Consider the following 26776-nt stretch of genomic DNA (forward strand, 5'->3'; position numbering starts at 1 on the left):
GTGCTGGACCCCCGATGCGCGCCGTCACTGACCGCCGTTGGACGGCGCGAGGCTACCGAGGGTTCCCGATCAGTCGCGGACGGCCCACTCACCGGTGCGGTGGAACTCGGCCACCCGCGCCCTCGGCCCGGTCAGGTCGAGTTCCTGGGCGGCCAGCCACTCGTCGTTGTAGTAGGTCGGCGCGTACCGCTCGCCGCCGTCGCACAGCAGCGTGACCACGCTGCCCGCCCTGCCCTGCGCACGCATCTCGGCCACCAGCTGGAAAGCACCCCACAGGTTGGTGCCGGTCGACCCGCCGACCCGCCGCCCGAGCAGCTCCTCGGCGTGCCGGATCACCGCGATCGAGGCCGCGTCCGGCACCTTGATCATCCGGTCGATGACCTGCCCGACGAAGGAGGGCTCCACCCTGGGCCTGCCGATGCCCTCGATCCGGGAGCCACGCATCCCGGTCAGCTCCGGATCGCTGTCCCGCCAGGCGTCGTAGAAGACGGAGAACTCCGGGTCCACCACGGCCAGCCTGGTGCGCAGCTGCCGGTAGCGCACGTACCGCCCGATGGTCGCCCCGGTGCCGCCGGTGCCGGCGCCGACCACCACCCACTCCGGCTCCGGGTGCCGCTCCAGCCGCATCTGCTCGAAGATCGACTCGGCGATGTTGTTGTTGCCGCGCCAGTCGGTGGCCCGCTCGGCGTGGGTGAACTGGTCCATGAAGTGCCCATCCAGCTCCGCGGCCAGCCTGCGCGACTCGTCGTAGATCGCACCCGGCGAGTCGACGAAGTGGCAGCGCCCGCCCTCCCGCTCGATCAGCGCGATCTTCTCCGCCGAGGTGGACCGCGGCATGACCGCGATGAAGGGCAGGCCGAGCAGCCGGGCGAAGTAGGCCTCGGAGACCGCGGTGGAGCCGGAGGACGCCTCGATCACCGGGGTGCCGCCGACCACCCAGCCGTTGCAGATGGCGTAGAGGAACAGCGACCGGGCCAGCCGGTGCTTGAGCGAGCCGGTGGGGTGGGTGGACTCGTCCTTGAGGTAGAGGTCGATGCCCCACTCCGGCGGCAGCGGGTAGGCGAGCAGATGGGTGTCCGCACTGCGGTTGGCGTCCGCCTCGATGATCCGGACTGCCTCGTTGACCCAGCTCCGGGTCTTGTCACAACAACGATCCACCACGGCCATGCCCGCAGCTTAAGCGGCCATGGTGAACGGCTGGGTCAGCCCTCGCCGCGGAGCTGGGCGCGCAGCCGGGCGCGCTCGTCCTTGCGCTGCTCACCACGTGCGGCCAGGCCCTTGGCCACCCGCTGGCGCAGGCCGGCGAAGAGCACGAAGGACAGCGGCAGCGCGGTCACGAAGGCGACCGCCATGGCGACCAGCAGCGGCACGCCGACGGCGGCCAGGATCGCGGCGAACAGGACGACCAGGCCGAGGCGGGCGACGGTGTAGAGCGCCAGGTCTCGGTTCAGGGTGCCGTTGGTGTCCGGCGTGTCGGTGACCTCCACGGGAGTGAGGCTACGCGCCGCGGTTCGGGCTGTCGCCGGGTGGCGGGTCGGCGATGGAGCCCGGGGTGTTCGGCCTGCCCTCGAACCGGGTGCTGAGCACCACCGTGGTCCGGGTGCGGGCCACCCCGTCGATGCGGCGCAGCCGGACCAGCGAACGCTCCAGATCGTCCACGGTGGACACCCGGATCTTGACCACGAACGCCTCATCGCCCGCCACCGCGTAGCAGGACTCGACCTCGGGCAGGGCGGCCAGGCTGGCCGCGATCCGGTCCTCGTCACCGGTGTCGGAGGGGTGGATGCCGACCAGCGCGGTCACGCCGAGGCCGACCGCCATCGGGTCCACCATGGCGTGATAACCGGTGATGACGCCGGAGTTCTCCAGCTTGCCCACCCGCTCGTGCACCGCCGAGGCGGACAGCCCCACCTGTCGGCCCAGGTCGGCGTAGGTCGCCCGCCCGTTGGCCCGAAGCGCCGCGATGATCTGCCGATCCACGAGATCCATCAGCAAACCCTATGTGCTCCCATGATGGGCCGTTCGAGTGACCGATTCGTCCCTTACCTGCCCATTACCTACAGACAAACGTTCGAGTACCTGACGGGTGAAATGCCACCATTCTTCCGAGTACGGACCCGAGGATCTCGGGCCCGTGGTGAGGAGGGAAAAGTGACCACCATGCGTCCGGCGCCCCGTCCCGCGGGAGCGGAGCGTCTGCTTACGCCAGGTGAGGTCGCCGGTCTGTTCCGGGTGGACCCCAAGACCGTGACCCGATGGGCCACCGCAGGCCGCATCGGTTCGATCCGCACCCCTGGCGGCCACCGTCGTTTCCGGGAGTCCGAGGTCAACGCGCTGCTGGCGGAACTCACCACGCCGGGACCAGCACTGGGCTGAGCCGCCATCGGTGACCAGGATCACCTCGGCGAGAACGGCCGGAAACGGCCCGTTCTCGCCGATCGGCTTTTAGCTCTCTTTACCTTTCGGGTGCACCTCGGGGTGCGCCGCCCACCACGCGGCATAGCTCGGGTTGGCCCCCACCAGGCCCAGGTAGGCGTCCACCGCGGCCTCCCGCGCCAGCGGCTCGTCCACCGGGCCGGTCTCGCTCCAGGCCACGTCCAGCCGCCGCACCAGCGGGTCGCCGCGCAGTGGCCGGATCACCAGGCCGAGCCCTTCCCTGGCGGTGGCCTGGGCCAGGCTCACGCACAGGCCGCTGGAGACCGCGCCGCGGGCCGCGCTGGTCTCGGTGGCGTGGTGCCTGATCAGCGGCTCGAATCCGGCCTCCTGGCAGCGTCGGCGCAGGTGCGCGGTCTCGCCGGAGTCCATCAGCGGGTCCACGATCCAGGGCTCCTTGGCCAGATCGGCCAGGTCGATCACGGCCTCACCGGCCAGCGAGTGGGTTTCGGCCAGCGCGACGAAGACCGGTTCCACCGCCACCAGCGGAGCCCGGCGCACCCCGGCCACCGAGGGCAGATCGTGGCCGCTGAACTCCTCCACCACGGCCACATCCATCCGCCGCCCGCCGAGCAGGCCCAGCATGGCGAAGGAGGATTGCTCAGCCAGGCTGTGCACCTCGATCTCGCCTGGGTAAAGACGTTGCAATGACAGCGCGAGCCGGGCGGCGATCGGTCCGGGCACACTGCCCACCTGGACCTTGGTCACCCCGGCCGCACTGCCCGCCTTCCCGGCCCATGAGCGCAGCTCGTCCAGTTCGGCCAGCACGGTGCGCGCCTTGGCCAGCACGAACCGGCCGACCGCGGTGGGTTGCACACCCTCGGCCGAGCGGTCGAACAGCGGCGCGCCCATGCTGGTCTCGATCCGCCTGAGCTGGGCGGACAGACTCGGCTGGGACAGCCCGAGGGTGGCGGCGGCCTTCGAGACACTGCCGGCATCGGCGACGGCGAGCAGCACCCGGAGGTGACGGACCTCCAGTTCCATAACCCGCATGCTATGGCCAGCCGGGATGTGTGCAAGGTCATTCCGGGCTGCCAAGGTGGAGTCACAGCGGCAGGCAGAACCTCAAGAGCAGCCTGGGAACCAAGGTGGCCTGGAACTCACGGCGCCCCTGCCGCAGGACCCCGGCGGGGCCGGTTGGATCACTAAGGGCGATCCGCCGGCCTCACCGGGGTCTTCTTCTTGTCCTTACGACGCTCTTTCGCCGCCAACCCCTCCTCGCCGCCTTCGGTTAACCTCGGAGTGGGCTTGTGATCGGAGCCAGAGGTGAGAGGAGGCAGCGTTGCTGTACCTGTACCTGCTCGCGGTCATCGGGGCGGTCACCGTTGGCGCGCTGATGTGGCGGGCCTTCGGTCCGGAGAAGCGCCCGCGCAGCTACCGCGCGGCGGGTGGTCCGCTCGCTCCGGATGACGACCCGGACTTCCTGCGCAGGCTGGATGAGAACCGCCGGGACCAGAAGCGCAAGGACACCGACGAATGAGGTGAGACCAGCCGGGGCGACTGCCAGCCGCCCCGGCGCGGGTCAACGGGTGCGCAGGATCAGCGGGCCCGGGAGCGGGCGACCGCGTGCGGGAAGTCATCGGCCACCGTGGCGGCCAGTTCCAGCATGGCGATCCGGGTGTTCGGCGCGAGGCGTTCCAGCTCGATCTCCGCGCCCTCTTCCAGGTGCGGGTCGAACGGGATCCGGCAGACCGCGCGGCAGCGGGCCGCGAAGTGCTCGCTGAGCCGGTCGAGATCGACCTTGCCGGAGCCGGGCCGGACCGAGTTGATCACGGCCACCGAGCGGGAGACCAGTTCGCGGTAGCCGTGCGCGTCCAGCCAGTCCAGGGTGGCCGAGGCGCTGCGGGCGCCGTCCACCGAACCGGAGGAGACGATCACCAGCGAGTCGGCCAGTTCCAGCACGCCCTTCATCGCGGAGTGCATCAGGCCGGTGCCGCAGTCGGTGAGCACGATGTTGTAGAAGACCTCGAGCAGCGCGACCGTGCGGCGGTAGTCGTCCTCGCTGAACGCCTCGGACACCGCCGGGTCCTGCTCGCTGGCCAGCACCTCAAGGCGGCTGGGGCCCTGGGAGGTGTAGGCGCGCACATCGCTGTAGCGGCGGATCCGCTGCGCGTCCCTGAGCAGGTGCCGCACGGTGGCGGTGGTCTCCAGGGGGATCTTCTGCGCCAGGGTGCCGCGGTCGGGGTTGGCGTCCACCGCGACCACCCGGTCCCCGCGCAGCGAGGAGAAGGTGGAGCCGAGGCTGGCCGTGGTGGTGGTCTTGCCGACCCCGCCCTTGAGGCTCAGCATGGCGATCTTGTAGCAGCCGTGCACCGGCTGGTTGACCCGGGTGATCAGGTCCCGGCGCTGGATGTCGGCCGGGCTCTCACCGAGGTTGAGCAGGTGGCCGGAGGCCTTGTAGACCGCGCGCCGCCAGCCTGCCGAGGGCGGCCGCTTGGTCTGCCGGAGCAGCTGCTGGGAGGACAGGTCCTGCTGGCCGGGATGCTGCGGGCGCGGCTGGGCCTGCGCCTGCTGCGGGTAGCCGGGCGGCGGGGCCTGCTGCGGCTGGTACTGCTGCTGGGGCTGGTATGCCTGCTGCGGCTGCGGGCCGGAGGCGGTCTGCTCGACGTAGTAGGCGCCCGAGGAGTTCGGGTCGACCTGGTGCGGGCCGGAAGGGCCACCGCTGACCGGGTAGGGACCGGAGGGTCCGCCGCCGACGGAGTACGGACCGGACTGGCCACCGCTGACCGGGTACGGGCCGGAGGCGCCGCCACCGACCTGGTACGCGCCGGACGGGCCGCCGCCGACCTGGTTCGGGCCGGAGGTGGACGGGTCCACCCGGTACGGGCCAGACTGACCGCCGCCCACCTGGTAGGCGCCGGAGGTGGACGGGTCCACGTACAGCGGTTCCTGCTGTTGCGCGTGCTGGCCCTGCTGCTGTTTTTCCGGCGGCACCCACTGGACGTTCTGGGTCTCGGGCTCCTCGTACCGTCCGGTCACCGTTGGAGTCCTCCATCGCCGGCGTCGCGTTTGTCAACTCCTGCGACGGTAGCCGCCAGGGCCGGGAGCGTGCGAGCCGGGGTGGCGGTGTGTCGGGTCAGACTCCCGCGTAGGAGTGCAGGCCTGCCACCACCATGTTGATGAAGAACAGGTTGAACACCACGGTGGCCCAGCCGAAGATGTTGATCCAGGCGGCGGGCTTGCCGCGCCAGCCGGCGGTGGCCCTGGCGTGCAGGTAGGCGGCGTAGACCACCCAGGAGACGAACGCGACGGTCTCCTTCGGGTCCCAGCCCCAGTAGCGGCCCCAGGCGGATTCGGCCCAGATCGCCCCGGCGATGATGCCGAAGGTGAGCAACGGGAAGGCGAACACCGTCACCCGATAGGAGATCAGGTCCAGGGTGTCGGCCCCTGGCAGCTTGGTGGCGACCCGCGCGAAGCGGGCCGGGTTGGCGTCGTTGGCCTTGCGCACCAGGTACAGCATGCTGGTCACGCCGGGCAGGATCAGCAGCCCGCTGCCGATGACGATCACCGAGACGTGGATGACGATCCAGTACGAGCGCAGCGCGGGCACCAGCGGCGCGGCCTTGGCGTACAGCACCGCCCAGGCCAGGAACAGCAGGATCACCAGTGGCAGCAACACGAACAGCCCGAGCCTGCGGATGTTGTGCCTGCGCAGCAACACCAGCCAGGCCACCACGCCGACCAGGGCCACCGCGGAGACGTACTCGTACATGTTGCCCAGCGGCATCCGGCCGGTGGCGAACCCGCGCAGCAGCAGCGAGGCGAAGTGGAACACCGCGCCCAGCCCGGTCAGCAGCACGGCGATCCGGCCTGCCCGCTCGGGCACGGTGGCCCGCGGCGACTCCATGATCACACCCGGCCGCGGCGGCTCTGGCACGACCGGCGCGCCCGCCCCGACCAGCTGACCAGCCTCGGCCCGCTCCGGCTTGCGCCCGAAGGCGTACTCCGCGGCGTAGGCGCCCATGGCCAGCACGTACACGGCCAGGCCACTGGCGTAGGACCAGTCGCTGTAGGTGGACAGGGTCTCGTTGACCGCCATCACTTGTCCTTTCCACGTGCCGCGAACAGCTCGGTGGCCACTCTGGTGAACTCCTCGCCGTACCCGGCCTGGTCAGTACGCGCGAGCCCACCGACCTCAATCAAAGTACGACCATCTCCGGCCGGGCTCAGCCGGACCCACAGCCGCCGCCGCTTGATGATCAGCGACAACGCGAGTCCGACCAGCACCGCCAGCCCGGCCAGCAGCACCGCGAACTGGGCCGGGTCCGAGGAGACCTGCAGCGAGACCCACTGCTCGACCCCGTCGAAGCGGACCTTGGTGCCGTCGTCGAGGGTGGCCTCCTCGCCAAGGGCGAGGTTCTTGCGCAGCACCTTGGTCAGCCTGCCGGAGTCCACCATGGACTTGTCGATCTCGAAGATGGACTGGCCGCGGCCGGACTCGTTGCCCAGGTCGCCGCGGTAGATGTCCACCGCCACCGCCGGATCGCTGGCCGCCGGGAAGATCGAGGTGAGCACCGAGCCGTGGTAGCCGGCGGTGGGCGCGAACAATCCGGTGATCGCGAGCTGCTTCTTGCGCCGTTCCTCGGAGTCGGTGACCCCCGGCGGGTCGAACTTGGTCGCGCCCTCCGACAGCAGGGTGACCATGTCCATCGGCTTCCACTGCACCAGCCCGGTGCGCTGCTCGCCGCCGGGGAAGGTCACCACGAAGCGGGGCGCGTAGCCGGTGCCGAGCAGGTAGACCCGGTCGCCGGAGAGGCGCACCGGGGAGTTGACCTCCAGCTCGGCGGTGCGCCAGTTCGTGCCGGACAGCTCGTGCGCGTCCTGGTAGGCGACCTTGGCCCGGTACACATCGGGCTGCAGGTCGTCGAAGTAGCGGCTCTCCATGCTGTCCACCCGCACGCAGAACGGGTTCAGCTCGGTGCCGTCCACGGTCAGGCCCGGCCGGAAGGAGTCGTAGGCGTAGATGCCGGAGTTGCAGAACTGGGAGCCGTTGGCCAGCACGATGACCTGGCCCTCGTAGCCGAACAGCTTGCCTGCCGCCATCCCGAGCAGCAGCGCGACCAGTGCGAAATGGAAGACCAGGTTGCCCGCCTCGCGGGTGAACCCGCGTTCGGCGCTGACCGTGGCCACGCCCTCGTCCTCGGTGCGCTCGACCTTGCGCCAGCCACGCAGGGTGCCCTTGGTCGCGGCGAGCACCTGCTCGACCGAACCGTCCACGGTGGTGCTGCCGTGATGCGGCATCCGGGAGAGGTTGCGCGGCACCAGCACCGGCTGCTGACGCAGCTGGCGGGCGTACTCCACCGTGCGCGGCAGCAGGCAGCCGATCAGCGAGACGAACAGCAGCACGTAGATCGAGGCGAACCAGGGCGAGCCGTACACGGCGAAGAAGCCGAGGTCGTCCAGGATCGGGCCGAGGGTGGGGTACTGCTTGACGTACTCGGCGACCTTGACCGCGTTCAGCGAGTACTGCGGCAGCAGCGCGCCGGGCAGCGCGGCCACCGCGAGCAGGAACAGCAGGATCAGCGCGGTGCGCATGCTGGTCAGCCCGCGCCAGGTGTTGCGGCCGAAGGCGAGCACGGCGGCGGCGCGGCCCTGCCGCTGAGGGGTGCTGGACTCGGTCATCTCTTCGCTCACAACGGCAGGGTGAAGTCGGCGACAAGGCTGATCTGGATCCAGGACACCAGCTGCCCCCACAACCCGGTGACCAGCAGCACGCCCACCAGCACGAGCATCCCGCCGCCGAAGAGCTGCACGCCGCGGGTGTGCCCGCGCAGCCAGCCGGTGGCCCGCACCGCCCAGCGCGCGCCGAGCGCGAGCACCAGGAACGGCAGGCCGAGGCCGAGGCAGTAGGCCAGGATCAGCACGATCCCGCGCAGGCTGCCGCCGCCGGTGCCCGCGGCCACGGTGACCACGCCGGTGAGCATCGGGCCCATGCACGGCACCCAGCCCAGTCCGAACAACGCGCCCAGCACCGGCGCGCCCGCCAGGCCCAGCCGCGGCACGTGGTGCGAGCGCACATCGCGTTGCAGCATCGGCACCAGGCCCATGAAGACCAGGCCCATGAAGATGGTGACCACCCCGCCGACGCGTTGCAGCAGTGGGCCGTTCTCGATCAGCGCGTCGGCCAGGCCGAGCACGCCGAGCATGCCGATGGCGAAGACCACGGTGAACCCGGCCACGAACAGCAGGGCAGCGCCTGCCACCCGCCAGCGGCCGCGGCGGGCCTCGGCCGCCTCGTCGGCGTTGATCGGCGGCTGGTCCGCGCCGACGAGTCCGGCGAGGTAGGAGAGGTAACCGGGGACCAGCGGCACCACGCACGGGGAGGCGAAGGACAGCGTCCCGGCGAGCACAGCCACGAGGGCCGCGAGGAAGAGCGGCCCCGAGATGGCGAGCTGAGTGGCGGGGTCCACGAGTAGCCAGAGTACGTAACCCGACCGAGGACCTGCTTGCCAGGGTCCGGCCATGGCCGCGGCGGTTCACTCCGGCGGGTGCCCGCATGACCCTTGACACACTGTCCAGTTGGGACAAACGGAGTCTGGTTCCGGCGCGCTCGGGCACCTAGCGTCTACCCGTGCTTCGCCCTCTCGCCGCACTCGCCGGCGCGCTTTCCTCCGCCGCTCTGCTGCTCTCGCTGACCCAGCCGGTGGCCGCCGCCCCGCAACAGTTCGAGCTACGCGAGGTCTTCTCCCCGGACGGGACCATCAGCAAGGTCCGGGTGCCGGTCGCGCCGAACCAGCCCGAGGTCGCGGACGAGATCCTCGCCCAGATCGGCATCGTGCATAACTCGGGACCCTCTGACCAGCGCTTTGACCTGGTCTTCGTCGGCGACGGCTACACCATGGCCGACTTACCCGCCTACGAGCAGCACGTGCGGGAGAAGTGGGCCGAGCTGGCCCAGGTGGAGCCGTTCAAGTCGCTGACCGGGCATCTCAACGTGTGGCGGGTGGACGTGGTGTCCACCGACTCCGGTGTGGACCACGACCCGGCCCAGGGCGTGCTCAGGGAGACCGCGCTGGACATGGGCTTCTGGTGCCAGGGCCGCAGCACGACCGAGCGGCTGCTCTGCGTGAACGAGGGCGCGGCCCAGCAGTACGCCGCGCTCGCCCCGCAGGCCGACCAGGTGATCGCGCTGGGCAACACCGCCAAGTACGGCGGCGCGGGCGGTCCGGTGGCCACCGCGGCAGGCGGCAACCCGCAGGCCGGACAGATCGCCATCCACGAGCTGGGCCACTCCATGGGCGGGCTGGCCGATGAGTACTTCTCCCCCGGCGACCCCTACGCCGGACCGGAGCTGGCCGAGCCGAACGCCTCGGTGCTGACCGAGGCGCAGATGCGCGAGCAGCGGGTGAAATGGCATGCGCTGATCGGCCAGCCGACCCCGGACGGCGGCGTGATCGGGGTCATCGAGGGCGGGCGCTACCAGGAACGCGGCATCTTCCGGCCCAGCCAGGACTCGATCATGCGCACCCTCGGCCGGGAGTTCAACCTGATCGGCCGCAAGGCGATGACCGACGCCATCCTGGCCAAGTCGCAGCCGCCGGCAGACCCGCTGGCCCTGCTCCGGCAGCTGCGACTGCTGCCCAGCTAGTCACTTCTCGGCGGCGATCTCCTGGACCACCGGCAGCAGCTCGCTGTCGGTGAGCTTGCTCAGGAACACCGCGGCCACCCGGTGCTGCCGATCCAGCACCAGGGTGGACGGCACCGCGTTGCGCGGGTAGCCACGCAGGCCCAGCAGCGACCGGCCCGGCGGGTCGTAGATCGACGGGTAGGTCTGCTTGTGGTCGCGCACGAAGTCGGCCGGGGCGCTGCGGATCTCATCGCGCACGTCGATGCCGAGGAACTGCACGCCGGAGTCCTTGGTCTGCTCGTAGACCCGCTCCAGGTCGTCCACCTCGTCCCGGCAGGGCGCACACCAGCTGCCCCACAGGTTGAGCACCACGACCTTGCCGCCGAAGTCCGATACCTTGATCGTCTTGCCCTGCTCCAGCAGGCTGTCCCCGCCGATCTCGGGCGCCTTCTGCCGCTGCGCTGGCTCGTACCGGATCCGGGACTGACCGCCGGGGGCGACGAACTGGAACTCGCCGCCGCCGGCCACCACCGCGTCGGTGCCGGTGGCGCACCCGGTGAGCAGCAGTGCCGCGAGCACGGCAGGGAGCAGCCGCCTCATGCCCCGGTCACCCGGGGATCGGTGCGGCCGACCGGTTCGCTGTAGGCGATCCGGACCAGCTCCTCGTCCTGGAAGACCAGGCTGGTCAGCGAGGCCAGCGAGCACTGGCGGCGACGCGGGTCGTGCCACATCCGGCGCCCTTCCAGGAACCGGCGCACGGTCCAGATCGGCAGCTGGTGGGACACGCAGACCGCCTCGTGCCCGGCCGCGGCCACCCTGGCCCGGTGCACCGCGCCGAGCATCCGGTGCGCGATGTGCAGGTAGGCCTCGCCCCAGGACGGGCGGAGCGGGTTGTACAGCTTGGGCCAGTGCCGCGGTGAGCGCAGCGCGCCGTCGCCGACGGAGACCTTGAGGCCCTCGAACTTGTTGCTGGACTCGATCAGCCGGTCGTCCACCGCGACCTCCAGCTGATGCGAGTCAGCCAGCGGCCGGGCGGTCTGCTGCGCGCGCTCCAGCGGCGAGGCGACCACGTGCGTGATGTCCCGCTCGTTGAGGTGCTCGGCGACCAGCTTGGCCTGCTGTTGCCCCGCGCCGGAGAGCCGGAACCCTGGCAGACGGCCGTAGAGGATGCCGTTGGGGTTGTAGACCTCGCCGTGCCGGAGCAGGTGGACCACGGTGCGTGTCACGAGTTCTCCTTGGCTGCCGCCGCGGCCGCCGCTGCGTGCGGCAGGGCCTCGGTGATCCGCTCGAAGGCCGCGTCATCCAGCGCCGCGGAGACGAACCACGCCTCGAAGGCGCTGGGCGGGGCGTACACGCCACGAGCCAGCAGCTCGTGGAAGAACGGGGCGAACCGCCAGGTCTGGGCCGCCTTGGCGCCCGCGTAGTCGCGGACCGGGTCCTCGGTGAAGAACACGCTGACCAGGTTGCCCGCGTACTGCACCCGGTGCGGCACGCCCTCGGCGCTGAGCGCGTCGCCCAGCAGCGAGCCGAGCTTGCGCGCGTTGGTGTCCAGCGCGGTGTAGACCTCGGCGGTGGCGTTGCGCAGCGTGGCCAGCCCAGCCGCGACCGCGACCGGGTTACCGGAGAGCGTGCCAGCCTGGTAGACCGGACCGGCCGGGGCCAGCTTCGCCATCACGTCCGCGCGCCCGCCGAAGGCCGCCGCGGGCAGCCCGCCGGACATGACCTTGCCGAAGGTGTAGAGATCGCCCGCGACCCCTTCCACGCCGAACCAGCCTGCCGCGGAGACCCGGAACCCGGTCATCACCTCGTCCATCACCAGCAGCGCGCCATTGGCCGTGCACAGTTCCTTGAGCAGCGCGTTGAAACCCAGTTCCGGCGCGATCGCGCCCATGTTGCCCGCGGCCGCCTCGGTGATCACACAGGCGATGTCCGCGCCGTGCGTCGCGAAGACGGTCCGCACCGCGTCGAAGTCGTTGTAGGGCAGCACCAGGGTGTCCTCGGCGGTGGCCCCGGTGACGCCCGGCGTGGTGGGCAGGCCCAGCGTGGCCACCCCGGACCCGGCCTCGGCCAGCAGCGCGTCCACGTGCCCGTGGTAGCACCCAGCGAACTTGACCACCTTGCGCCGCCCGGTGAACCCGCGGGCCAGCCGGATCGCGCTCATGGTGGCCTCGGTGCCGGAGTTGACCAGCCGCACCTGCTGCACCGGCGCCACCCTGGAGATGATCTCCTCGGCCAGCTCGATCTCACCCTCGGTCGGCGTCCCGAAGGACAACCCGCTGGTCGCGGCCGTGCGCACGGCTTCGACCACCGCGGGATGCGCGTGCCCGAGGATCATCGGCCCCCAGGAGGACACCAGGTCGACATACTCGAAGCCGTCGGCGTCGGTGAGGTAGGCGCCCTGGCCGGACACCATGAACCGCGGCGTGCCGCCCACCGCGTGGAAGGCCCGGACCGGCGAGTTCACCCCGCCCGGCGTGACCTTGGCCGCGCGGTCGAATAGCGCGCGGGAGGTGGCGACGGAGGCTTCGTCACTGCGTTTGCTCACTGGCGTCGACGTCACTTGTCCAGTGTCGCAACCCCCGGTCGGGTGGTGTCGTGGGGGCTGTCAGCACTCGACCGCCAAGATCACGATGACGTGGACCGACTCGGTCCGGTGCTCCACCCTGGCGAACGCGTTCCCGCCCGGCACGTCGATCCGGTGTTTGGTGTGGTTCCCGGACGGCGGCGGATTCCGCGCCCACACCGAGATGGCGCCCCGGATCTGCTCACGACGCGGGGCACTCAGCATCTCTAGGGTTTTCCGGGCTCGTTCTTCGTACTCGACTCGGTAGCCAGCCATGACCATTGCCCCCTGTCTTCGGGCGTGACGCCCTCTTCAAACCATTCCGGCGCGGGATTCATCCTTGACGCGACGGTGTCGTCGTCGCCGTCCTCGATTGCCTCCAGGATTTCCTGGGTCGAGGCGTCATGCAGGATTACCGCGGTTTCTCCCCATTCGGCGGCGAGATCCGCCAGCCGGTGGAATGGGACCTCAAGCATCTCCTGGCGGAACTTGGAGGCGAGGCCGGGCGGCAGCAGGGCGAGGGTGTCGCTGATCGTGGTCGGGTAGGTGTGGAACTGGAGGTCGGGCGGGGTCGGCGGCAGGGGCTCCGACAGGTCGCGGCGCAGCTGGGAGCGCTCGGCGTACTTCGAGACCCAGCCGTTCTTCTCCCGGACCTCCGGGGGATGCCACTCGAATGCTCCGGCCATGTCCGCCATGGTGGCACCCGGCTTTCATGAACGCCAGGCCCCGGTAATCACTCCACTACTGTGGGTGACTGCCGGGGCCTGGCGTCACGGAATGTCACTCGTGGCGCAAAGCCTGGATCGGGTGCAATTTGCTGGCCCGGTTGGCCGGTAGCGCACCGAAGAACAGGCCGATCAACGCCGACACCGCGAATGCCAGCAATACCGACTCCGGCACCACGACCAATTGCAGGCCGCGAATGCTGAACTGCCCGGCGATGACGCCGACCACCACACCCAGGAATCCGCCGAACATGCTCAGCATGGTGGCCTCGGCCAGGAACTGGCCCATGATGGCGCCCCTGGTGGCGCCGATGGCCTTGCGGATGCCGATCTCGCGGGTCCGCTCGGTGACCGTGACCAGCATGATGTTGGTGATGCCGACCCCGCCGATGAGCAGCGCGATGCCGCCGATGGCCAGGATCAGGTAGGTCAGCACCGTGTCGATCTGCCTGCTGCTGCGGGTCAGCTCGCGCGGGTCGCTCACCTCGAAGTCGGCAGGCTTGTCCGCGTCGATCCGGTGCTTGGCGCGCAGCACCTGGTTGATCGCGGCCCTGGCCGCGTCCATCTTCTCCACCGAGTGCGCCTGCACCATGAACTGGCTCAGCGGCTGCTGCGGCCCGGTCAGGGTGTTCTGCAGGGTGGACAGCGGCATGGCCAGCATCTCGTCGGTGGAGCGGCCGCGGCCACCCTCACCGGCCTCCTCCAGCACGCCGACCACGACGAACTGCATGCCGCTGATGATCACCTGGCGGTTGACCGGATCGGCGCCGTTGAACAGTTCCCTGGCCAGCTTGCCGCCCATCACGATGACCTTGCGGGACTCGGTGACGTCGGTCTTGCTGAAGTAGGTGCCCTTGGCCAGCAGGGCGTTGTTGAGCTGGAAGTAGTCCGGGTGGGTGCCCAGCACCTGGGCGTTGTCCTTGGTGCGCACCCCGTCGTTGACCGACCCCGAGGACCACACCCCCGGCACCACGGCCTTGATCTTGTCGGCCAGCTCGGGCGCGGCCAGCGCCTCGGCGTCCTCCAGGGTCAGCGGCCTGCCGGGGCCGGCTTCGGAGTAGCGCTGGTAGACGCTCAAGGTGTGCGCGCCCAGGCTGTTGATGCTGTTCATGATCATGTTGGAGGCGCCCTGGCCGACCGCCACGATCGCGATCACCGAGGCCACCCCGATGAGAATGCCCAGGGTGGTCAGGATGGAGCGGAGCTTGTTGGCCAGCAGGCCGCGCACCGCGGAGAAAAGGACCTCGCCCATCCTCATCGGGCCACCCCCACCGCGTGCCGGGCCGAGTTGTTGTGTTCCTCGTGCACGATCTTCCCGTCCACCATGTGCAGCACCCGGCGGGCGTGCTCGGCCACATCACGCTCGTGCGTGATGACCACGATCGTCCGGCCGGCGGCGTTGAGGTTGTCCAGGATCGCCAGCACCTCGGCGGTGCTCTTGGAGTCCAGGTTGCCGGTGGGCTCATCAGCGAGCAGCAGCGCCGGTTCGGTGACCAGCGCGCGGGCGATGGCCACCCGCTGCTGCTGACCGCCGGACAACTCGGTCGGCAGGTGCTTGACCCGGTCCGCCAGGCCGACCGTGGCCAGCGCGGACAGTGCCCGGCGGCGGCGTTCGCCCTTGCGCAGCCCCGCGTAACTCATCGGCAGCTCCACATTGGACAGTGCGTTGAACCGGGGGATCAGGTTGAACGACTGGAACACGAACCCGATCTTGTGGTTGCGCACCCTGGCCAGTTGCTTGGGCTTCTGCTCGGCCACGTTCACACCGTCGAGGAAGTACTCGCCCTCGGTGGCCGGGTCCAGGCAGCCCACGATGTTGAGCAGGGTGGACTTGCCGGAGCCGGAGGCGCCCATGATCGCCACGTAGTCACCGGTGGGCACGATGAGGTCGACCCCGGCCAGCGCGTGCACGGTGGCCTCGCCCTTGCCGTAGATCTTGCGCACCCCGCGCAGCTCGATGACCGGGCGGATCCCGGACGCGGGCTGGGTCACCGGGCCACCCGCACCGGCGCGGACTTGCCGGGGAACCCGCCCTCGGGGAAGCGGCCGGGGCCACCGGAGTCGCCCAGCAGCACCACATCGCCCTCGCTCAGCCCGGAGGTGATCTCGATGATGTGGTCGCTGCGCACGCCCAGCTGCACCGGGGTCGGCTTGGGCTGGCCGTTGACCATCACGGTGACCGTGCTCTTGCCGTCCACGGTCTGCACCGCGCCGGAGGGCACCTGCAGCACCGAGTCCGCCTTGGCGGTGGTGACCACCACGTTGGCCGACTGACCGGGCTTGAGTTCGGCTGAGGTCTCGTCCAGCTCCAGCAGCACGCCGTACTGGACCACGCCGGAGGAGCTGGCGGGCATCAGGTCGACCTGCACCACCTTGGCCGGGAACTTCTTGCCGCCCAACGCGTTCACCGCGACCTGGGCGGCCTGGCCGACCTTGACCTTGACGATGTCGATCTCGGAGAAGGTGGCCGCGATCTGGTAGCCGGTGAGGTCGGTGACGGTCAGGAAGCCGCTGCCGGAGGAACTCTGGTTGGGCACCGACGGGACGTCCGGGATGCCGCTGGGGCCGCCGCGGCCACCGCCGCCGGACCCGCCCTGGCCGCCCGCGCCGCCACTGGACCCCGAGCCGCCGCCGGTGTTGCCCGCGGAGGTGCCGCCACCGCCGGAACGCTGGCCGACCGCGCCGTTCATCGCGGTGACCGTGCCGGCGAACGGGGCGTAGATGATGGTGGAGCGCACGGCGTCCTGCGCCGTCTCCACCTGTAGCTCAGCCTGCTTGACCTGGGCGTTGGGCCCGGTGGTCGGCTGCTTGGCCTCCTTGGCCGCGGTCACCGCGGCCTTGGCCGACTCCAGCTGCGCTTTGGCCGCGTCCAGCTGCGCCTTGGCCTGCCGGTCGTCCACGGTGGCCAGCTTCTGGCTCTTGCTGACCTTGTCGCCGAGCTTGACGAAGACCTTGTTCACGATGGCGCTGGTGCCGAAGTCGACGTTGGCCGACCGGGACGCGCGCAGGCTCGCCGCCGCCGACACACTGTCGACGACCGAACCCCGGCTGACGGTGGCCGTCGGCGGACCCGATGGACCGCGCTCGGCGGCCGAGGTCGGCGACAGCATGCGGTACCCCAGGTATCCGCCACCGGCAACAACGATCAGAGCGACGACGCCGACAATGATCCACCTACGGCGTCGTGGACGTGGTGACATTTCGCCACCCTATCCACACAGTTCATAGCCGGATCAGGGGAATACCCTGATTCCCGTCTTCTGTGACGTGGCTATTACACAGCGGCGGAAATCGCGCGCTCAGGCGCGGCGGCGGCCACCGGCGCGCAGGGCCAGCATCAGCTGCCGGATCGCGTCCAGCACGGCCACCAGGGCCAGCATGCCCAGCAGCGCGGAGAGCCCGAGCCAGGGGCCGACGTACCTGGTCAGCTCGTACGGCGGGCCGCCGGGTTTGGCGTTGGGCAGGGTCATCGGCACCAGGCCGCGCTGCCAGGCCCAGAGCGCGCCGAGCACCAGCAGCACCGCGAGCAGGAGTTCTCCCAGCACGATCAGCGCCCGCCAGGGCTGGTGCAGCCGGGGCTGGACGGGCGCGGCCTGCGGCTGGCTCGCGATCTCGGGAGAACTCACGCCGGACAGCTTCTCACGACCGCGCGTCCAACCGCCGTCGCAGTGCGTCACGCAGCCCCTCGGCATCCCGGGCCCAGGCCAGCAGCACCGAGCCGTCGGCCAGCCGCACCGGCAGTTCGTGGCAGCCCTTGGGCGCGCTCCACCCGCCGCCGAGCACTCTGGCGCCCGCCGGCACGCCCACCTCGCCGACCTCGGCCACCTGCTCGACCGCGATCAGCTCGCGGCCGCAGCGCAGGTGGTACGGGGTCAGCGAGACCGAGCACAGCCGCCGCCTGGCCTGGATCCAGACCAGCGCGGCGACCGCGAATCCGCCGCCGACGAGCAGCCAGGCCGCCCAGTTCACCCGGCCGCCGGTGAGCAGTTCCACCCCCAGCGCGACCGCGGCGAACCCCGGTCCCCAGAGCACCGGCCAGTAGCTGGAGCCTGGCTCGGCGAAGAGGACCGGGGCCGGTTCGTCGGGCTGGATCACCGGGCGGTCTTCACCGCCAGCAGCCAGTCGGTGCTGGTCCGCCACCAGGAGGTGAGCAACGCCCCGGCGAGCAGGACCGCGATCAGCAGTCCCTCGGCGGTCAGGCCCTGGCGCAGGGTGAAGATGAGGTGCAGCACGGCGGTGACGGTCAGCGCCACCCGCGCCCAGTTCCGGCCCTGCCGCAGCAGCAGCCCGAAGGCCACGTAGAGGATGCCGAAGAACACCATCGTGGTGCTGTGGAAGGTGAGCAGGGTCGTGGCGACCTTCTCCGCCTCCGGCACCTTCTCCCGGATCAGCGCGTCCCGCACGGTGTCGTACTGGGTCCAGTAGAAGATCGTGTTCAGCACGCCGAAGGTCGCGGTGGCCAGCCAGAGGCCCACCGCGACCCTGATCGAGGCCGGGTGCGGGATCCCAGCCGCCATCAGCTCTGCTTGAAGTAGTAGTTGGCGTTGCGGTGGAACATGAACACGATGCCCGCGATCGCGCACAGCGGCGGAATGAAGCCCAGGTACGAGCCGATCGAGGTCATCCCGGACGCCTGGATCGGCCCGTCGGCGGGCAGGCTGGCCAGGAAGCCGATGCCGGCGAGGCCGATCAGTCCGTTCACAATGCCGATACCGCCGAGCACGGTCAGCACGACCCGCGCCCAGTTCCGGCCGTTGCGCATGAAGATGCTGAACATCACGAACAGGCCTGCCATGATGATGCCGACGACGAGCCCGACGATGAGGGCCGTGCCGCCGATTGATTCCGCGGTCTGCTGGATCCGCTGCTGGAGTTCCGGCGGCAGGTCAGGGTTCACCGAGCGCTGGGTGTCCATGATCCCGGCGATCTGCTGCCGGGCGCCGATGAAGCCGAGGACCGAGCCGATCACGCTGACCACGGCGCCGGCGATCCAGATCCAGAAGGCCAGCTCGACCTGCTGCGGCCGGGCGATCGGGCCGCCACCGCCGGGCATGCCGGGCGGCAGGTGCTGGCCACCGGGCTGCTGGCCGTACTGCGGCTGCCCGTACTGGGGCTGGCCGTAACCGGGCTGCGGCGGCTGGCCGTAGCCCGGCTGCTGCTGGGGGAAGCCTTGCGGAGTGGAGGGGTACCCCGGCTGCTGGGGGTACTGCGGTTGACCCTGGCTGGGGTCGTACGGGTTGCTCACGCGCTCACGCTAGGGCCGACCACCGACCCTGTCCAACGGCTATGCCGGTGTGTTACCTGGTCGGGTCCTGCGCACGCCGATGAAGTACGCCCTGGAGTTCGGGTGGAACATCATCGCCAGCGCGGCCACGTCCAGTCCGAAGACCACCACGGACAGCGTGACCTGGATGATCCCGAGCTGAGCCACCACCGCCGAGGCGGAGCCCGCCACCAGTCCGAGCACCCCGAGCAAACCCAGGCCCACACTCATCCCGCCGAGCACGGTGAGCACCACGCGGGCCCATTCCACGCCCTGCACGGTCCGGGTGGACAGCCACCAGAACAGCGCGATGACGCCGAGCCGCAGCGCCACCGTCATGACCACCGCGAGGTTCACCGCGCCGTAGACCTGGCCGAGGGTGAGCTGCGGGGCGAGCTGGCCGAGCATGTCGTTGAGCCCGCGCCGGTCGGCGAGCCGGAAGATCACCGCGACCAGCCCGGCCACACAGCTGGCGATCCAGAGCCGCCGGGACAGCAGCAGCTGGCGGGGCGGGATGAGCACCTCGGTCATCCGCGGTCCAGCCACTGCGCGGCCTCGGTGGCCCAGTAGGTCAGCACGATGTCCGCGCCGGCCCGCCGGATCGAGGTGAGGGTCTCCAGCACGGTGCGGTCCCGGTCGATCCAGCCGTTGGCCGCGGCCGCCTCGACCATCGCGTACTCACCGGAGATCTGGTAGGCCGCGACCGGCACATCACTGATCTTGGCGACCTCGCTGAGCACGTCCAGGTAGGGCAGCGCGGGCTTGACCATGACCAGGTCGGCGCCCTCGGCCAGGTCCAGGGCCAGTTCGCGCAGGGACTCGCGCAGGTTGGCCGGGTCCTGCTGGTAGGTCTTGCGGTCGCCGACCAGCTGGGACTCCACCGCCTCGCGGAACGGGCCGAAGAGCGCGGAGGCGTACTTGACGGTGTAGGCCAGGATGCCGGTGTCGGTGAGCCCGGCGGCGTCGAGCGCCTCGCGGATGAAGCCGACCTGGCCGTCCATCATGCCGCTGGGCCCGACCAGGTGCGCCCCGGCCTTGGCCTGGGCGATCGCCATCTCGCCGTAGAGGGTCAGGGTGGCGTCGTTGTCCACCGAGCCGTCCGGGGCGAGCACGCCGCAGTGGCCGTGATCGGTGAACTCGTCCAGGCAGCAGTCCGACATGAGCACGGTCGCGTCGCCGAGTTCGCCACGCAGTTCCCGCAGCGCGACGTTGAGGATGCCGTCCGGGTCCACCCCGCCGGAGCCGGTGGCGTCCTTGGTCGTGGGCACGCCGAAGAGCATGATGCCGCCGACCCCGGCCTGCACGGCCTCCACCGCGGCTTTGCGCAGCGAGTCCATGGAGTGCTGGTACACCCCGGGCATGGAGCGGATCGCGTTCGGTTCGGTCGCGCCTTCCTTGACGAACATGGGCAGCACCAGGTGCTGCGGGCGCACGGTGGTCTCGGCGACCAGGCGGCGCAGCGCCGGGGTGGTGCGCAGGCGACGGGGACGGTGGGACGGGAACACTGCCGGTACTCCCTTGCGAATACGAGTCCGAAAAGGACAGTGGCGCTCCCCGGTCAACGCGGGAGCGCCACTGCTTACCTCACTGCTTCAGCTTCAGCGCCGCGCACGCTTGGTCTTGCGGGGCGGCGGCAGCGCGCCCTCGGCGCGCAGCCGGGCGGCGTGATCGGCCAGCGCGTCGACCAGGGCGGGGACCTGGGCGAGTTCGGGCTGCACGTCCACGCGCAGGCCGAACTCGATCGCGGTCTCCGCGGTCTGCGGGCCGATGCAGGCCACGATGGTGCGGGTGTGCGGCTTGCCCGCGATGCCGACCAGGTTCCGCACGGTGGAAGACGAGGTGAAGCACACCGCGTCGAACCCGCCGGTCTTGATCATCTCGCGGGTGTCCGCGGGCGGCGGCGCGGCGCGCACCGTGCGGTACGCGGTCACGTCGTCGGGCTCCCAGCCCCGCTCACGCAGGCCTGCGGCCAGCGTCTCGGTGGCGATGTCCGCGCGCGGCAACAGGATCCGGTCCACCGGGTCGAAGATGTCGTCGTGCGGCGGGAAGTCGGCGAGCAGGCCCTCGCTGGACTGGTCGCCGGAGGGCACCAGTTCCGGGGTGATGCCGAAGGAGCGCACCTTCGCCGCGGTCGCCTCGCCGATACAGGCGATCTTGACGCCGGAGAACGCGCGGGCGTCCAGGCCGAACTCCTCGAACTTCTCCCACACCGCGCGGACCGCGTTGGTGGAGGTGAAGATCACCCACTGGTAGCGGCCGTCGACCAGGCCCTTGACCGCGCGCTCCATCTGCGCGGGGCTGCGCGGCGGCTCCACCGAGATGGTGGGCACCTCGACCGGGATGGCGCCGTGCGCGCGCAGCCGGTCGCTCATCTCGCCTGCCTGCTCCTTGGTGCGCGGCACCAGCACCCGCCAGCCGTAGAGGGCGCGGGACTCCCACCAGGAGAGCTTGTTCCGGTTGCCCACCGAGCTGCCCACGGTGACCACCAGCGGACCGGTCAGGTCACCGGCGTCGGCGGCCAGCGCGGCCAGTGTGGAGTCGATGGTGCGCTGAGCGCAGCTGGTGCCCTCGGTGGTGACCGCGGCCGGGGTCTGCGGCGCCAGGCCGTATTCCACCAGCGAGGAGGCCGCCTCGGCGAGGTGGCTGGCCGAGGCGTGCAGCACCAGGGTGCCGGGGGCGCCGGCGAGTGCGGCCCAGTCCACGCTGCCGCGGACATCGGCCTCGGTGTGCACCGCGCCGAGCGCGACACCCGCGTAGGCGGGCACCGCGGTGCCGGCGGCGACACCGGGGATGACGTCGAAGGCGACGTTCGTCTTGGCCACGGCCTGGGCCTCGGCCACCACCGCGTCGGCGGTCAGCGGGTCACCCGCGACCAGGCGGATCACCGAACGGCCGTTGCGGGCCTCGGTGGCCAGGTCCTTGGCGACATCGGCCGGGTCACCCACGGCCGGGCGGACCTCGATGCCCTCGGGGGCCAGCGCCAGCACTTCGGCAGGCACGTCGGGGTCGGTCACCACCAGCTCGGCGGTGGTGAGCAACTGCTGCGCCCGGACGGTGAGCAGGCCCAGGTCGCCGGGACCGGAGCCCACGAAGGCGATCCGTCCGGGGGTCTTGCGTGCGCGGGTCATCAGGCACTCCCCATTTCGTTCACTCCCCTGGGGCCGCTGAGCGCGGCGGCGCCAAGGTCGAGCAGCTCAGCGGCCAATGCCTTGCCGAGCTGCTCTGCTGCGGTCATCTCTCCGATGGCGGATGCGCGCAGCAAATCGTTCTGCGGCGTCGCGGCTACCCCACGCAGGGACAGCCGCTCAACCACGCGACCGTCCTCGTCCAGGTCCTCCACCACGTCGGCCAGCGCGCCGATCGGCGCGCTACAGCCCGCTTCCAGAGCAGCGAGCATCGCTCGCTCCGCGGTGACCGCGGCGCGACTGGCCTGATCGTCCAACGTGGCCCGGAGCAGGTGCTCGGTGTCCACGTCGGCAACGCGGCATTCCACCGCGAGGGCGCCCTGTGCGGGCGCTGGCAACATCTGCAACGGGTCGAGCGATTCGGTGATCGCGTCCAGCCTGCCGAGCCGGGCGAGCCCGGCCCTGGCCAGCACCACCGCGTCCAGCTCGCCGTTGACGACCTTCTTCAGCCGGGTGTCCACGTTGCCGCGGATCGGCTTGATCTCCCAGCCCAGGCCCAGCGCGTTGAGCTGCGCGGTCCGCCGCGGCGAACCGGTGCCGATGACCGCGCCGGCGGGCAGTTCGCCCAGCGTGAGCCCGTCCCTGGCGCAGAGCGCGTCCCTGGGGTCCTCGCGCCGGGGCACCGCGGCCAGGGACAGCCGGGGGTCGGGCGCGGTGGGCAGGTCCTTGTAGGAGTGCACGGCGACGTCGATCTCGCCCGCGGCCAGCGCGTCGCGCAGGGCCGAGGTGAACACCCCGATGCCGATCTCCGGGATGGGCGCGGAGGAGCGGTCACCGGGGGTGGACACGGTGACTATCTCCACGGTCGCGCCCGCCTGCTCCAGAGCCTGCGCGACAGTGCCGGTCTGGGCGAGGGCGAGGGCGCTGCCCCGCGTGCCGATGCGCAAGGTCCGCTTCACCGGGCCTCACCGTCCACTGTGGACATTGCGATGTGGTGGTTGGTCACACTCTCTGCTTCCGTTGCAGGCGTTGCAGGCGTAGCGCTCACGGCGGCGGCGGACTGCGGGTCCAGGGCGAAGAGTTCGCGGAGGGCGTCCGCGTAGCTCGATCCACCCGGCGCGGCGGCCAGTTGCTTGACCCGCACGGTCGGCATGTGCAGCAGCTTGTCGACGACCCGGCGCACGGTGCGGGACAGCTCGTCCCGGACGGCGGAGTCGAGTTCGGGCAGCCGGGAGTCCAGCCGCAGCAGTTCGCTGTCGACCACCTCGGCGGCGCGGCGGCGCAGCGCGGTCACCGTCGGGGTCACCTCGGCCGAACGCTGCGCGGCCAGGTAGGCCTGCACCTCTTCGGCGACCAGCTCACCGGCCCGCCGGGTGTCCAGGCCGCTGGGGGCCTCGCGCAGCCGCTGCTGCATGGTTTCCAGGTCGACCACGTGCACGCCGGGCAGGTCCGCGACCGCGGCTTCGACATCGCGCGGCAGACCGAGGTCGCACACCACCAGGGCGCCCGGCTCAGTGCGCGCGGCGCGCACGGTCGCCGCGTCCAGCACGGGGCTGTTCGCGCCGGTGCAGGCGACCACGACATCGGCCAGGGCCAGCTCGGCCACCAGCGATTCCAGGCCGATGGCCACCGCGGGGGTGCCGTCGGCGGCCAGTGCATTGGCCAGCCGTTCGCCGTTGGCCGCGGTGCGGTTGGCCACCGCGATCCGGCCGATGCCCGCCCGGCGGAGCTGGGCGGCGGCCAGGCCGCCCATCGACCCGGCGCCGATGACCAGCGCGCGGCGGCCGGTGAGGCCGCCGAGCACCCGCTCGGCGTCGGCCAGGGCCTCGGTCACCACCGAGGGACCGGCGTGGTCGATGCCGGTCTCGGTGTGCACGCGCTTTCCGACCCGCAGGCCGTGCTGGATCAGCTCGTGCAGGGTGCGGCCGACCGTGCCGGCCTCGGTGGCGGTGGTGTAGGCCGAGCGCAGCTGGCCGAGGATCTGGGCCTCGCCCACGACCATCGAGTCCAGGCCCGAGGAGACCCGGAACAGGTGGTCCACCGCGCCGGCGGCGTAGTGCACGTAGAGGTGGTTGCACAGGGTGGGCACGTCCACGCCGGACTGGCGGGAGAGCACCCCGGAGATGTCGGCCAGGCCACCGTGGAAGGTCTCCACCACGGTGTAGACCTCGACCCGGTTGCAGCTGGAGACGAGCACGGCCTCGGAGACGTTCGGGCACTCCAGCAGCTCGGCGAGCAGCTTGGTGACGTCGTCACCGCTGACCACGGCGCGCTCCAGCAGCGACACCGGCGCGGTGCGATGGGAAAGGCCGACCACAAGCAGGCTCACGGACGCACCCCCACCTGGTCGGCGGCTGCGACCCGGGCCCCGTTGGCCCTGGTGGCGGCGCCGGCGGACGCCTCGTGCTCCGTCGCCTCATCGGCGCGACGGGCCACGTGGAAGGACAGGATCTGCATCTCCACCGCCAAGTCGACCTTGCGCACCTCGATGTCGTCCGGGACCTGGAGCACGACCGGTGCGAAGTTCAGGATGCATTGCACACCGGCGGAGACCAAACGGTCACAGACAAGCTGTGCTGCCGCCGGCGGCGTGGCGATGACCCCGATGGTCACCTCGCGCTCGGCGCAGACGGTCGGGATGTCGTCCACGTGCTCGACCGGGATGCCGCCCACCGGGACGCCCATCAGGTCAGGGTCGACGTCGAAGAGGGCGGCCACCGGGAACCCCCGGCCGGGGAATCCGCCGTAGTTGGCCAGCGCGTGGCCCAGGTTGCCGATGCCGACCACCGCGACGCTGTGCTTGCGGGTCAGGCCGAGGATGCGCTCGATCTGGTCGACCAGCACCTCCACCTCGTAGCCGACGCCGCGGGTGCCGTAGGAGCCGATGTAGGAGAGGTCCTTGCGCAGCTTGGCCGAGTTCACCCCGGCCGCCGCGGCCAGCTCCTCGCTGGAGATGGTGGTCACACCCTGTTCGGCCATGGTGGAGAGCACGCGCAGGTAGACCGCGAGCCGGGCGACGGCCGCCTCCGGGATGGCCCTGGCGCGTTCACGGGCGCTGGGCACCTCGGGGGCGAGCGAGTCCTGAGCGACCGTCTCGGAGCTGCCGGCCGGGGCCGTTCGCCCCTCGTTCCGCTGCGCCGTCACGCGTTAACTCCCTCACCGAACACACTGAGGTCACCGACACAGGTGCCTGAGCGCGCTGAGCCCCGAACTCGCACGTCCACCCGGGTGACTGCTTATACGGTAGCCACTTGTGAACACATGCACAAAGTCGCCGAACAAGGGCGTGACCAGCGTCCTTCGGAGTTGTGCTATAGGGGCCCGCGCGCGCTGAGGCGGATGTGCTCTCGCTCACGGCGCCGACCCGTCTACCTGGGCTGTCAAGCCCCCGGCCGGGTGGCCGGCGAAGCCGGGCGCCCGAAGGTGGGCGGAGCCGTCCGCGCCGACGGCCGGGATGCCGCCGTCCGGCTGTCACCGGATCCGGTGATCTGCGCCTTTGCCCGATTTATCACGATCAGGTCACGGTGAAGAATTTCGAATGCCACCCGGTCGCCCCGTCCGGCACCACATCGGCCCGCTGGGCGGTCTGGACGTAGCCGGAGCGATCGGCGGCCCGGCATTCCACCGTGTGCCCGCCGGGCGCGAGGTCGAACTCGGTCCGCCACATCCGCCAGGTGTCCACAGTGGACTCAACGCTCAATGTGGCCGCGCGCCAAGGACCGCCGTCCACCCGAACCTCCACAGTGGACACTCCGGTGTGCTGGGCCCAGGCCGTGCCCGCCACCACCACCCGGCCGGCGGGCACCTTGGCGAACCCGGTGGGCCGGTCCACCCTGGACTGGGTCTTGACCGGTCCGAGCCGGGCCCAGCCGCGGCGGATCCAGTACGGGTCGAAGTCGGCGAAGGTGGTCACCTCGGCCTCGGTGATCCACTTGGTCGCGCCCACGTACCCGTACAGCCCCGGTGTGACCATCCGCACCGGGAAGCCGTGCTCGGCGGGCAACGGCTGCCCGTTCATGCCGATGGCCAGCAGCGCGCCCCGGTCCGGCTCCAGCAGCACCGAGAGCGGGGTGCCGCAGGTCCAGCCGTCCGAACTGGTGGTGGCCAGCTGGTCCGCGCCGGGCCGGACCCCGGCCTCCAGCAGCAGTTCGCGCAGGTCGACGCCGGTGAAGGTGGCGGTGGACACGTAGGGCCCGCCGACCTCGTTGGACACGCAGGTCATGGTGATCGTGCGTTCGACAAGTGGCCGGTTGACCAGGTCGGCGAAGGAGATCCGCAGTTCCCGCTCGACCATGCCGTGGACGCGCAGCTCCCAGTCCTCGGCGCGCAGCCGGGGCACCGAGAAGGCGGTGTCGATCCGGTAGAAGTCGGCGTTGGGAGTGAGGAAGGACGGCGTGCCGTCCGCGGCGAAGTCCGCGCCGGGCGGGATCGGCGCCGCCTTGGCCGCCCGCGGCAGCACCGGGGCGACGGCGTTCTGCGAGGCGGCCAGGTCGACCCGGCGACCCAGCAGTTGCCCGGCCAGGCCGCTCAGACCGGCCCCGGCGGCGAGGGCGACCGACCCCAGCAGGAACCGGCGGCGGTCTTCGGCCAGCCCGTCAGCGGCCCGCACAGCCAGCGCGCGGCCGTGTAACCAGGTGAAGGCGCCCAGTCCGGCGAACAGGCTCGCCGCGGGCGCCAGCAGGGCGAACTGACCGAGGTCGGGCCGGGTGTACACGGCGAGCATCGCCAGCGCGCCCAGCGCCACCGCGAGCGACTGACCGGCCCTCGGCGCCCGCCGGGACAGCAATCCGGCCAGCACACCCAGCCCGGCCAGCACCACGGCCATGCCCGCCAGCAGCACCAGCTTGTCCGCGGTGCCGAAGGCACGCACCGCGAAGTCCTTGACCACCGCCGGGGTCAGGTCGATGGCGGCGTTGCCCACGGCCACCAGCGGCGAGGCGCCCGGCTCCAGCACCCCGGCGACCAGGTGGCCCGCGCCCAGCGCGACGAGCACGCCGAGCAGACCGATCAGGGCGGCGGCGGGCGCCGGGATGCGCGGGGTGTCCATGTCCTCCATTCGACGCCTGCCGCGACCCGGTTCACATCAGGTAACGGCGGACC

At 71.0% G+C, this 26776-nt stretch carries 30 protein-coding genes; 3 read left to right on the forward strand and 27 right to left on the reverse strand.

The features are described from left to right. Positions 1-69: 69 nt before the first annotated feature. From ACTOWY_RS09105 to ACTOWY_RS09115, 3 genes are read right to left on the reverse strand one after another with little or no spacing between them, the layout of a single operon-like run. Entirely contained in the window at positions 70-1167 is a 1098-nt protein-coding gene (locus tag ACTOWY_RS09105) for a PLP-dependent cysteine synthase family protein (RefSeq protein WP_441309166.1), read from the reverse strand. 35 nt (positions 1168-1202) lie between these two features. Further along, a complete protein-coding gene (locus tag ACTOWY_RS09110) occupies positions 1203-1487 on the reverse strand; it encodes a DUF4229 domain-containing protein (RefSeq protein WP_441309167.1) in 285 nt (94 codons plus the stop codon). Between the two features lie 10 nt (positions 1488-1497). Beyond that, a complete protein-coding gene (locus ACTOWY_RS09115) occupies positions 1498-1989 on the reverse strand; it encodes an Lrp/AsnC family transcriptional regulator (protein WP_185000585.1) in 492 nt (163 codons plus the stop codon). A 171-nt stretch (positions 1990-2160) separates the two neighbouring features. Between ACTOWY_RS09115 and ACTOWY_RS09120 the strand changes: the two genes are divergently transcribed. After that, a complete protein-coding gene (locus ACTOWY_RS09120) occupies positions 2161-2376 on the forward strand; it encodes a BldC family transcriptional regulator (protein ID WP_185010062.1) in 216 nt (71 codons plus the stop codon). A 69-nt stretch (positions 2377-2445) separates the two neighbouring features. Here the strand turns inward: ACTOWY_RS09120 and ACTOWY_RS09125 are convergent, their stop codons facing one another. Beyond that, a complete protein-coding gene (locus tag ACTOWY_RS09125) occupies positions 2446-3417 on the reverse strand; it encodes a LysR family transcriptional regulator (RefSeq protein WP_441309168.1) in 972 nt (323 codons plus the stop codon). Between the two features lie 298 nt (positions 3418-3715). Here ACTOWY_RS09125 and ACTOWY_RS09130 point away from each other — a divergent pair, with 298 nt between their 5' ends. Next, positions 3716-3913, forward strand: a complete 198-nt coding sequence (locus ACTOWY_RS09130; RefSeq protein ID WP_185011798.1) for a hypothetical protein — start codon at positions 3716-3718, stop codon at positions 3911-3913. A 59-nt stretch (positions 3914-3972) separates the two neighbouring features. Here ACTOWY_RS09130 and ACTOWY_RS09135 read toward each other — a convergent pair whose 3' ends face one another. From ACTOWY_RS09135 to ACTOWY_RS09150, 4 genes are all read right to left on the reverse strand, one after another. Further along, on the reverse strand, positions 3973-5412 hold the full coding sequence (locus tag ACTOWY_RS09135; RefSeq protein ID WP_441309169.1) for a MinD/ParA family ATP-binding protein: 1440 nt from the start codon (positions 5410-5412) through the stop codon (positions 3973-3975). A gap of 97 nt (positions 5413-5509) precedes the next feature. Further along, the gene (ccsB, locus tag ACTOWY_RS09140; protein WP_441309170.1) at positions 5510-6472 is read right to left on the reverse strand and encodes a c-type cytochrome biogenesis protein CcsB; all 963 of its coding nucleotides are present in this window, start codon (positions 6470-6472) and stop codon (positions 5510-5512) included. After that, positions 6472-8055, reverse strand: a complete 1584-nt coding sequence (resB, locus tag ACTOWY_RS09145; protein WP_441309529.1) for a cytochrome c biogenesis protein ResB — start codon at positions 8053-8055, stop codon at positions 6472-6474. Before resB ends, ccsB begins: the two co-directional genes overlap by 1 nt. Before the next feature lie 8 nt (positions 8056-8063). Then, entirely contained in the window at positions 8064-8843 is a 780-nt protein-coding gene (locus tag ACTOWY_RS09150) for a cytochrome c biogenesis CcdA family protein (RefSeq protein WP_441309171.1), read from the reverse strand. Positions 8844-9004: 161 nt separating this feature from the next. On the opposite strand from ACTOWY_RS09150, the gene ACTOWY_RS09155 reads away from it, so the two are divergent. Then, complete coding sequence (locus ACTOWY_RS09155) at positions 9005-10021, forward strand: M64 family metallopeptidase (protein ID WP_441309172.1); 1017 nt, start codon at positions 9005-9007, stop codon at positions 10019-10021. Here ACTOWY_RS09155 and ACTOWY_RS09160 read toward each other — a convergent pair whose 3' ends face one another. The 19 genes from ACTOWY_RS09160 to ACTOWY_RS09250 form a co-directional block, all read right to left on the reverse strand. After that, positions 10022-10600 carry a TlpA disulfide reductase family protein gene (locus ACTOWY_RS09160; RefSeq protein WP_441309173.1) on the reverse strand — a complete coding sequence of 193 codons (579 nt, stop codon included), beginning with the start codon at positions 10598-10600 and terminating at the stop codon, positions 10022-10024. Beyond that, a complete protein-coding gene (locus ACTOWY_RS09165) occupies positions 10597-11226 on the reverse strand; it encodes a histidine phosphatase family protein (protein ID WP_441309174.1) in 630 nt (209 codons plus the stop codon). Before ACTOWY_RS09165 ends, ACTOWY_RS09160 begins: the two co-directional genes overlap by 4 nt. Continuing rightward, on the reverse strand, positions 11223-12545 hold the full coding sequence (hemL, locus tag ACTOWY_RS09170) for a glutamate-1-semialdehyde 2,1-aminomutase (RefSeq protein ID WP_441309175.1): 1323 nt from the start codon (positions 12543-12545) through the stop codon (positions 11223-11225). Before hemL ends, ACTOWY_RS09165 begins: the two co-directional genes overlap by 4 nt. Before the next feature lie 60 nt (positions 12546-12605). Then, positions 12606-12788 carry a hypothetical protein gene (locus ACTOWY_RS09175; protein WP_441309176.1) on the reverse strand — a complete coding sequence of 61 codons (183 nt, stop codon included), beginning with the start codon at positions 12786-12788 and terminating at the stop codon, positions 12606-12608. A 2-nt stretch (positions 12789-12790) separates the two neighbouring features. Next, positions 12791-13249, reverse strand: coding sequence for a hypothetical protein (locus ACTOWY_RS09180; RefSeq protein ID WP_441309177.1), 459 nt, complete (start codon positions 13247-13249; stop codon positions 12791-12793). A 94-nt stretch (positions 13250-13343) separates the two neighbouring features. Next, on the reverse strand, positions 13344-14540 hold the full coding sequence (locus tag ACTOWY_RS09185; protein ID WP_441309178.1) for an ABC transporter permease: 1197 nt from the start codon (positions 14538-14540) through the stop codon (positions 13344-13346). 2 nt (positions 14541-14542) lie between these two features. After that, the gene (locus ACTOWY_RS09190) at positions 14543-15259 is read right to left on the reverse strand and encodes an ABC transporter ATP-binding protein (RefSeq protein ID WP_441309530.1); all 717 of its coding nucleotides are present in this window, start codon (positions 15257-15259) and stop codon (positions 14543-14545) included. A 17-nt stretch (positions 15260-15276) separates the two neighbouring features. Beyond that, positions 15277-16398 (reverse strand): efflux RND transporter periplasmic adaptor subunit, encoded by a 1122-nt coding sequence (locus ACTOWY_RS09195; RefSeq protein ID WP_441309179.1) that lies wholly within the window; start codon positions 16396-16398, stop codon positions 15277-15279. Positions 16399-16587: 189 nt separating this feature from the next. Continuing rightward, a complete protein-coding gene (locus ACTOWY_RS09200; protein ID WP_247755465.1) occupies positions 16588-16914 on the reverse strand; it encodes a hypothetical protein in 327 nt (108 codons plus the stop codon). A 13-nt stretch (positions 16915-16927) separates the two neighbouring features. Continuing rightward, the gene (locus ACTOWY_RS09205; RefSeq protein ID WP_441309180.1) at positions 16928-17383 is read right to left on the reverse strand and encodes a hypothetical protein; all 456 of its coding nucleotides are present in this window, start codon (positions 17381-17383) and stop codon (positions 16928-16930) included. Beyond that, entirely contained in the window at positions 17380-17805 is a 426-nt protein-coding gene (locus ACTOWY_RS09210) for a hypothetical protein (RefSeq protein ID WP_441309181.1), read from the reverse strand. Before ACTOWY_RS09210 ends, ACTOWY_RS09205 begins: the two co-directional genes overlap by 4 nt. Beyond that, the gene (locus ACTOWY_RS09215; RefSeq protein WP_441309182.1) at positions 17805-18533 is read right to left on the reverse strand and encodes a hypothetical protein; all 729 of its coding nucleotides are present in this window, start codon (positions 18531-18533) and stop codon (positions 17805-17807) included. Before ACTOWY_RS09215 ends, ACTOWY_RS09210 begins: the two co-directional genes overlap by 1 nt. Positions 18534-18572: 39 nt before the next feature. After that, a complete protein-coding gene (locus ACTOWY_RS09220) occupies positions 18573-19082 on the reverse strand; it encodes a hypothetical protein (protein ID WP_441309183.1) in 510 nt (169 codons plus the stop codon). Continuing rightward, positions 19079-20056 (reverse strand): porphobilinogen synthase, encoded by a 978-nt coding sequence (hemB, locus tag ACTOWY_RS09225; protein ID WP_441309184.1) that lies wholly within the window; start codon positions 20054-20056, stop codon positions 19079-19081. Before hemB ends, ACTOWY_RS09220 begins: the two co-directional genes overlap by 4 nt. A 93-nt stretch (positions 20057-20149) precedes the next feature. Then, positions 20150-21679: a uroporphyrinogen-III synthase gene (locus tag ACTOWY_RS09230; protein ID WP_441309185.1), complete on the reverse strand. Its 1530-nt coding sequence runs from the start codon at positions 21677-21679 to the stop codon at positions 20150-20152. Then, positions 21679-22635 (reverse strand): hydroxymethylbilane synthase, encoded by a 957-nt coding sequence (gene hemC / locus ACTOWY_RS09235; protein ID WP_247755458.1) that lies wholly within the window; start codon positions 22633-22635, stop codon positions 21679-21681. Before hemC ends, ACTOWY_RS09230 begins: the two co-directional genes overlap by 1 nt. Next, positions 22632-24005, reverse strand: a complete 1374-nt coding sequence (locus ACTOWY_RS09240; protein WP_441309186.1) for a glutamyl-tRNA reductase — start codon at positions 24003-24005, stop codon at positions 22632-22634. The genes hemC and ACTOWY_RS09240 overlap by 4 nt, the downstream gene beginning before the upstream one ends. Next, complete coding sequence (locus tag ACTOWY_RS09245) at positions 24002-24739, reverse strand: redox-sensing transcriptional repressor Rex (protein ID WP_441309531.1); 738 nt, start codon at positions 24737-24739, stop codon at positions 24002-24004. Before ACTOWY_RS09245 ends, ACTOWY_RS09240 begins: the two co-directional genes overlap by 4 nt. A 451-nt stretch (positions 24740-25190) precedes the next feature. After that, entirely contained in the window at positions 25191-26723 is a 1533-nt protein-coding gene (locus ACTOWY_RS09250) for a molybdopterin-dependent oxidoreductase (RefSeq protein WP_441309187.1), read from the reverse strand. Positions 26724-26776 lie beyond the last annotated feature (53 nt).

This window comes from Crossiella sp. CA198 (assembly GCF_052078295.1).
GTDB lineage: Bacteria > Actinomycetota > Actinomycetes > Mycobacteriales > Pseudonocardiaceae > Crossiella.